This is a genomic window from Caldimonas sp., from assembly GCF_046289365.1.
Lineage (GTDB): Bacteria > Pseudomonadota > Gammaproteobacteria > Burkholderiales > Burkholderiaceae_C > Caldimonas.
Genome location: NZ_JBKBVU010000143.1, coordinates 1 through 7716, shown reverse-complemented (window position 1 = coordinate 7716; position 7716 = coordinate 1). Strand labels below are relative to the sequence as shown.

The 7716-nt window shown below is 69.9% G+C and carries 7 protein-coding genes and 1 pseudogene; all 8 read left to right on the top strand.

The features are described from left to right. Positions 1 to 504: pseudogene (locus ACK42S_RS13100) on the top strand (polyphosphate kinase 1); the annotation flags it as partial. A gap of 16 nt (positions 505 to 520) precedes the next feature. After that, positions 521 to 982: a phosphohistidine phosphatase SixA gene (gene sixA / locus ACK42S_RS13095; protein WP_409708200.1), complete on the top strand. Its 462-nt coding sequence runs from the start codon at positions 521 to 523 to the stop codon at positions 980 to 982. A gap of 240 nt (positions 983 to 1222) precedes the next feature. Then, positions 1223 to 3226, top strand: coding sequence for a TonB-dependent receptor plug domain-containing protein (locus tag ACK42S_RS13090; protein ID WP_409708197.1), 2004 nt, complete (start codon positions 1223 to 1225; stop codon positions 3224 to 3226). Positions 3227 to 3247: 21 nt separating this feature from the next. Next, the gene (locus ACK42S_RS13085; RefSeq protein ID WP_409708194.1) at positions 3248 to 4504 is read left to right on the top strand and encodes an HmuY family protein; all 1257 of its coding nucleotides are present in this window, start codon (positions 3248 to 3250) and stop codon (positions 4502 to 4504) included. A 21-nt stretch (positions 4505 to 4525) separates the two neighbouring features. Continuing rightward, complete coding sequence (locus ACK42S_RS13080) at positions 4526 to 5563, top strand: hemin-degrading factor (RefSeq protein ID WP_409708191.1); 1038 nt, start codon at positions 4526 to 4528, stop codon at positions 5561 to 5563. A gap of 1 nt (position 5564) precedes the next feature. Beyond that, entirely contained in the window at positions 5565 to 6401 is an 837-nt protein-coding gene (locus tag ACK42S_RS13075) for a hemin ABC transporter substrate-binding protein (RefSeq protein ID WP_409708188.1), read from the top strand. After that, positions 6398 to 7426, top strand: a complete 1029-nt coding sequence (locus tag ACK42S_RS13070) for a FecCD family ABC transporter permease (protein ID WP_409708185.1) — start codon at positions 6398 to 6400, stop codon at positions 7424 to 7426. Before ACK42S_RS13075 ends, ACK42S_RS13070 begins: the two co-directional genes overlap by 4 nt. Beyond that, positions 7423 to 7716, top strand: a 294-nt coding sequence (locus tag ACK42S_RS13065) for an ATP-binding cassette domain-containing protein (RefSeq protein WP_409708182.1), incomplete at its 3' end; no start/stop codon positions are given. The genes ACK42S_RS13070 and ACK42S_RS13065, both read left to right, overlap by 4 nt.

The window sequence follows — 7716 nt, the reverse complement described above, 5'->3', positions numbered from 1 at the left end:
CAGGTGGCCGACGCCGCACGCGCCGGCGCGCCGGCGCGCATCGTGGCCAAGATCAACGCGCTGACCGAAGTGCCGCTGATCGAAGCCCTGGTGCAGGCCGCGCAGGCCGGCGCCAGCATCGACCTGATCGTGCGCGGAGCCTGCATCCTGCCGGCTGGGGTGCCGGGGCATACCGAACGCATCCGTGTGCGCTCGGTGGTGGGCCGTTTCCTGGAGCACAGCCGGCTGTTGTATTTCCGTTGGGGGGCCTCGGACGATCAGGAGGTTCTGTACCTGTCCAGCGCCGACTGGATGAGCCGCAACATGTTCCGGCGCATCGAAGTGGCCTGGCCGGTGCGCGACGCCGCGCTACGCCAGCGGCTGATCGACGAGTGCCTGACGCCCTACCTGCTCGACGCCCGCGACGCGTGGACCCAACACCCCGACGGCCACTACGAGCGCGTCGGCATCGACGGGCCCAGTGCCCAGCAGGCGCTGATGCTGCGGTACGCGTCTGCAAGCTGAAAGGGCGGGGCGCGCGATGGATCTGATCCTGTGGCGCCATGCGGAGGCCGCCCTGGCACGCGCCGATCAAGACGACCTGGCGAGGCCCCTCACGCCCAAGGGCGAGCGCCAGGCGGCGCGCATGGCCGAGTGGCTCAATCAGCGTCTGGCCCAGTCCACCCGCATCCTCGTGAGCCCCGCGGTGCGCACCCAGCAGACGGCCCAGGCCCTCGGCCGGCCTTTCCGCACGGTGGCCGCGCTGGCGCCGGGGGCCGAGGTGCAGGCCGTGCTGCGTGCGGCGCGCTGGCCTGACTCCCCTGAGCCGGTGCTCGTCGTCGGCCACCAACCGGTGCTGGGCCTGGTGGCCGCGCAGTTGCTGGCCGGTGTGGAGCAGCCCTGGTCGATCAAGAAGGGGGCGGTGTGGTGGCTGCGCCAGCGCGAGCGCGACGGCAGCCGTGCCGTGGTGCTGCTGGCGGTGCAGTCGGTGGACTGCCTCTGAGCGCCCTGACCGGCCGCGAGGCGCTGCCCGCCCGGCCTCGCGGGTCCCCGCAGGCCCCGGCTCCTCAGGATGGCCCGGCCACTTTTTCGGCGAGGGCCTCGACTGCTCGGTCGGGGCGGTGCATGGGGTGCGAAGCCCTGTTGGCCGCCAGATATTGATTGAGGTAGCGAATGAGAACGATTAGCATTAAAATTTGTGTTCGTTCCGTCGATGCCTCTTCCTGTGTCCTGTCTGTCTCCTTTGCATCACGGCTCCCCGGGGCCGATGCCGGCGCTGGCCCTGTGCCTGGGTTTGGCCCTGGTGCCGGCCGGGCCGAAGGCCCAGCCCCTGGCCGCGGCCCTGGACACCATCGTCGTGACGGGCACACGCACCGAAAGATCTGTCGAAGACACCCCGGTGCGCACCGAGGTGGTGGGGCCTGAGGAGCTGCGCCGCACGCATGCGCGCACCCTGAAGGAGGCACTGGAAAACCTTCCCGGCGTGCAACTGCGGGAGATCCACGGCAAGTCGGGCTATGAGCTGTCGATGCAGGGCCTGGGCAGCGACCAGGTACTGGTGCTCATTGACGGTCTGCCTCTGACGGCCAGCACCGGCTCCACGGTGGATCTCAGCCAGTACCTGCTGACCGATGTGCAGCGCATCGAGGTGGTCAAAGGTGCGGCATCGGCGCAGTATGGCAGCTCGGCCATGGGGGGCGTGGTCAATGTGATCACCCGTGGCATCGCGCCTGGGCGTGGGGGATTCGTGCTGCTCGAAGGCGGCAGCCGGGGCGCGCAAAACCCCTCGGGGCGCCGCTTCGATCTGGCGCAGTCGCATGTGCAGCTGGGCGTGCAAGGTGGCAGCCAGCGCTGGCGGCTGCGCATCGTCGGCGACGTGTTGGACGACCAAGGTTTTGCGCTGGATCCGGCGGCCTGGGCCCGGCAAGGCGACGCCGTGCAGCGCGCCCAGGCGGGGGTACGTCTGGCCTGGCATCCAGTGCGTCAGGGCGAGGTTTGGTTGGATGCCAGCCAATACCGGGAAGACGCGGAAAAACGTTACGACTACTACGTGCCCCCGCGCCTCGTGCCCCAGCGCAAAACCGAAGACGCGCACCGCGATCGCCTGGCCGCAGGGACCCGCTGGCGCTGGGACGCAGGCTGGAGTCTGGACCTTCGCGGGGTGCACGAGCGCTATCAGGCTGACACCTTCTCATACTCCAACGCCGAGCAGACCGGGCGACGTCGGGCCGAGCTGGACTTGAGCCATCTCAGTGCTCAACTCGACGCACCGCCGCTGGGCCGCCAGCTCTGGCAGTTCGGCATCGACGTGCACCGGGAAGGCTTGTCCCAAACGAACAACGGCCAATCGGAGGTGGTGCTCGACGGCCGCGTGGCCAGGCGCAGTCACGAATTGTTCGTGCAGAACGACATCGCGTTGGACGAGCGCTGGGAGTTGCTGCTGGGGGTGCGTTGGCAAGACGACTCCGATTTTGGCGGACACACGGCACCCAAGCTGAGCGTGCGCCGCCGCATCGGCGGGCAGGCCGATTGGCGCGGCAGCCTGCGCGCCAGCCTGGGTCAGGGCTACCGCGTGCCCAATTTGAAGGAGCGCTACTACTTGTTCGACCACAGCGCCCTGGGCTACCGGGTGATCGGCAACCCCGACCTGCGCCCGGAGTCCTCCACCAGCGCCCAGCTCGGCGCCAGCGTGCAGATCGGCACCGGGCTGTCGTTGGAGGCGAACCTCTTTCACAACCGGGTGCGCGATCTCATTCAAACCGATCTGGCACGCGCCGTCGTGATCGATGGTGTGGCGCACTACACCTACCGAAATGTGGCGCGAGCCCGCACCCAGGGGCTGGAGACCGGCGTGCAATGGCAGGCCTGGCCCTCGCTGCGCTTGCAGGGCGCCTACACCTACACCGACACCCGTGACCTCGACAGTGGCAGCGAGCTCACGCGCCGGCCCCGTCACATCGCGCGTCTGGGAGCGGACTGGGCCGTCAGCGAGCGGAACGAATGGTCTGTGCGTGTGCGTCATCAAAGCGACGAGCTGGCCGATAGCGCCAGCGGTGCGCGCTCGCCGGCCTGGACCACCGTGGACCTGCGCTTGAACCACGTGTGGCGAGCCGGCTGGACGCTATTTGCCGGCGTGGACAACGTGTTCGACACCCAGCGTGACTTCATGCAGGCCCAGGACTTCAGTCCGGCGTCGGGCCGCTTCATTTACTTGGGCCTGCGCCTGAGCCTCGGTCCCCAATCCTGAATCGCACAAGGAGAACCCTCCATGTCAAATGCCGTCGTCCGTCTGTTGCCGATCCTCTGCGCCACCGTATGGCTCGCCGCCTGCGGCGGGGGCGGTGGCGAGGATTCCGCTGATTCCGACACCTCGCCGACCCCGGTTTCGGCGTTCACACAGCAGGCCACGTGGACTGTCGCGCTGCCGGCCGCCGGCAGCTCGGTGTGCTACGACTTCAATGCGCGCGCCGAAGTGAGCGGCTGCAGCGGCACGGCCTGGGATCTCAAGCTGACGGTGGGCTCGCGCGGCAGCGTCAGCTTGTGGACCAACAGCGGCACCAGCGGCACCGGCGCCGGCGGGGCTTTCGGCGGCCCCTTCGATCACACCTGGTCGGCCCTGCAGACCTACACCGACGCCACCACGCTGCCGGCCACGGTGTTTCGCGCCGATGGGGCCAGCGGGGTGTTCTCGGGCAGCAACAGCATCCAGTCGGCTGCTTTCGAGTATGGCGTGGGCGGGGCCAACGACCATCGCCTCTACCCCAACTTCCGTGTCTTCCTGATCACGACGAACGCTGCTTCGGCCGATGCCGTGGGCACAGAGACCTCGCCCGTCTTTGCGTTGCAGATCACCGGCTACTACGGCGGCACCGGCGGCACCACCTCGGGCTACCCGTCGTTTCGCTGGGTGGACCGGCGTGCGCCGACCACGGTGCGAGAGGCCACGGTCGATGCCCGCGCAGGCTGGGTGTATTTCGACCTCGTCCAAGGCGCGGTCAGCAGCGAAGCCGGCACGTGGCACATCGCGTTCAACCGCTACAACGTCAAGCTCAACGGCGGCAGCTCCGGCAGCGGCACGGTCGCTGGTTTCGTGGGGCGCACGCCGGCGGGCTTTTACGATGCCAATGGGGCGCCCGTCGCTGCGAAGTTCCAGTCTGCCACCTTGGCGGACGACACCCTGCCGGATTTGCAAGCCAGCGACCTGAGTGCGCCGGCCAGCGCCAGCGCCTGGGTGCGCGACGCCCTGGCCTCGGCCTTGAACCCGGCCTCCCGCGGCAGCTATCCCAATGCCTTGGATTACGGCTGGTACGTCTACCACCCCACGGCCGCTTCGGCGCAGGCGGCCGGCTTGCCCGCGGTGGCACATCTGCTACAGGCCCAGCCTGAACGAGGCAGCCTGCTGCGCGGCGGTGAGGGCAACACTTTCGCTCGCATGCGCTTGCGCTCGATCGCGTATGCGGACCCGAACAACGCCAGCAGCGCTCAGACCTGGACCTTCGATTTCGAAGTCCAGCCCGCGCGTTGAGATCGAGCCGGGAGTCGTCCGATGAATGCCCAGATCCGCATGATCGACCTGCGCGCCCGTCACGACCGGCTGGTGGCCGAACAGCCGCGCCTGCGCATGCGCGAGCGCGCTGCGCGGCTCCAGGCCAGCGAGGCCGAGCTGGTGGCCGCCGACTGCGGCGTCACCTCCTACGAGCTGGACGCCCCACCCCGGGACATCGTCCGCGCGCTGCCCGCACTGGGCCCTGTGATGGCGCTCAGCCGCAACGACTGGTGTGTGCACGAGCGCCATGGTTGCTATGAGGATGTCCGCGTCGATGGCGCCGTGGGCCTGGTGCTGGGCCCGGACATCGACCTGCGGCTCTTCTTCGAGCACTGGGTGCATGCCTATGCGGTGATCGAGAACGAGCGCCACAGTTTGCAGTTCTTCGATGCCGCCGGCGTGGCGGTGCACAAGGTCTATCGCACCGAGGCGACCGACATGCAGGCCTGGGACGCCCTGGTCGCCCGGCATGCTCTGGAGGATAAACGTCCGGTGCAGCCCGAGCCGGTGGTGCAGGCCGAGGAGGCCGATGCCCCCGAGGACGCGGCCGCCCTGCGGGCCCATTGGCTGGGATTGCAGGACACGCACGAGTTCTTCCCGATGCTGCGTCGGTTCAAGGTCTCGCGTCTGGGGGCCTTGCGCGCCGCCGGCGCCGATCTGGCGCAGCCGGTGGAGCCCGAGGCCGTCGAGCGCATGTTGCATGCGGTGGCGGCTGGGGCGTTGCCCATCATGTGCTTCGTCAGCAACCGCGGCATCGTGCAGATCCACACTGGTGTGGTGCACCGGCTGTTGCGCACCGGTCCCTGGTTCAACGTCCTCGACGAGCGCTTCAACCTGCACCTGGACACCACGGCGATCGCCTCGTGCTGGGTGGTGAACAAGCCCACCAGCGACGGCTGGGTCACCTCGCTGGAGGCCTACGCCGCTGACGGTGGGCTGATCGTGCAGTTCTTCGGCGCCCGCAAGCCGGGCCAGCCGGAGCAGCCGGCCTGGCGCCGGCTGCTCGCCGATCTGTGCACCCAACCGCTGGCGGCCTGAGATGCACCGTCCCGCATCTTGGCGCCGCCGGTGGCTGCTCGTGCTGATGATGGCCGGGGGCCCAGCGGTGGCTGTCCGGCCGGCCCGGGTGGTGAGCCTGGGCGGCGTGGTCACCGAGATCGTCCATGCCTTGGGGGCGGATGCGCTGCTGGTGGGCGTGGACCAGTCCAGCCAGTACCCGCCGTCGATGCGGGCCTTGCCCCAGGTGGGCTATTACCGCAACTTCTCGGTGGAGGGGGTGGCGAGCCTGAGGCCCGACCTGGTGCTGGCCTCCGAGCACGCTGGGCCGCCGGCCGCACTGGAACAGCTGCGCCGCCTGGGCCTGAGGCTGGTGGTGCTGCCGGTGGGGCCGACGCTGGAGGCGCTCGAGGCGCGTATCCAGGGGGTGGCCCAGGCGCTGGGGCAGGAGGAACGGGGGCGCGCGCTGGCAGCCGATATCGGCCGGCAGGTGCGTGCGCTGGCGCCGCTGCCGGTAAGGCCGCGCGTGCTGCTGCTGAGCAGCCACACCGGGCGCCTGCAGGCGGCCGGGCGCGACACGGCGGCCGACGCCCTGCTGACCCTGGCCGGCGCCACCAACGTGTTCCATGCGCATACCAGCTTCAAGCCGGTGTCGGCCGAGATCGTCGCGGCCTTGCAGCCCGAGATCATCGTCACCACCGAGTCCTCGGTGGCTGCCGCGGGTAACCTGGAACGCTTTGCCGCTCAGCCGGGCATCGCCGGCACCCCGGCGGCGAGGCAGCGCCGCATCGTCGTGATGGACGACCTTTTGCTGCTGGGCTTCGGGCCGCGGTTGCCACAGGCGCTGCAGCGGCTGCGTGCCGGTATGGAGGGGCGATGAGCCCGGTGGCCGACACGCGGGTACAGCCCCGGTCTTACCGGCCGGCGCCGGCGCGATGGCTGGCCATGGGCTTGCTGCTGGTGGGCGCTGTGGCACTGCTGTCGGCTGCCCTCGGGGCGGTGAGTGTGCCGCTCGCGCGGCTCGGGCCGGCGCTGTGGTCTGCTCCGGTCGATGCGGACGAGGCCCTGTGGCGTCAGGTGGTGATCGAGGTGCGTCTGCCGCGCATCGTGCTGGGCCTGCTCGCCGGGGCCGCGCTGGCCGTCTGCGGGGCGGCGATGCAGGCTTTGTTCCGCAACCCGCTGGCCGAGCCCGGCCTGGTGGGCATCTCGCTGGGCGGTGCGGCCGGTGCGGTGGTGGCCATCGTGCTCGGGGCGCAGACCCTGCCGGCGGTCGCGCTACCGGCCTTCCTTGGCAGTTTGCTGGCCACCCTGGCGGCCTACCGTCTGGGGGGGCGGCACGAAGGGGTGGCCCATCTGCTGCTGGCCGGGGTGGCCATCAATGCGATCTGCGCCAGTCTGATCGGCCTGTTCACCTTCCAGGCCAGCGACGTGCAGTTGCGCAACCTCACCTTCTGGAACCTGGGCAGCCTGGCCGGTGCCCACTGGACGCTGCTGGCCTGGCTCGTGCCCTGGGTGGTGGGTTTGTCGGCCTGGCTGATGCGCGACTGGCGGGCGATGAACGCCTTGCTGCTGGGCGAGCGCGAGGCGCGCCACCTAGGCCACGCACCCGAGCGGCTGAGGCGCCGCATCGTGCTGTGCTCGGCCCTGCTCGTGGGGCCGCTGGTGGCCGTGACCGGCACCATCGCCTTCGTTGGGCTGGTGGTGCCCCACCTGGTGCGCCTGGCCGTGGGCGCCGACCATCGCTGGCTGCTGCCGCTGTGTTGTGTCTTCGGTGCCATGGCCTTGCTGCTGGCCGATACCGTGGCGCGCGTGGCGGTCATCCCGGCCGAACTGCCGATCGGCATCGTCACGAGCCTGGTGGGCGGCCCTTTCCTACTGTGGCTGCTGACGCGAGGCCGGTCGTGACGCTGCGGGCGTGCAACCTGCACTTGCAGCGTCAGGATCGTGTAGTCCTGCGCGGGGTGGACCTGGACCTGCACGGCGGGGAGGTGCTGGGCGTGCTCGGGGCCAACGGTGCCGGCAAGTCCTCGCTGCTGGCTGCGCTGGCCGGCGAGCTGCCTGCCCGGGCCGGCACGCTGACGCTGGACGATCGTCCCTTGGGTCTGTGGGACGTGCAGGCGCTGGCACGGCGCCGCGCCGTGCTACCACAATCGCCGTCGCTGGGCTTCGATCTGGAGGTGGACACTGTCGCCGGC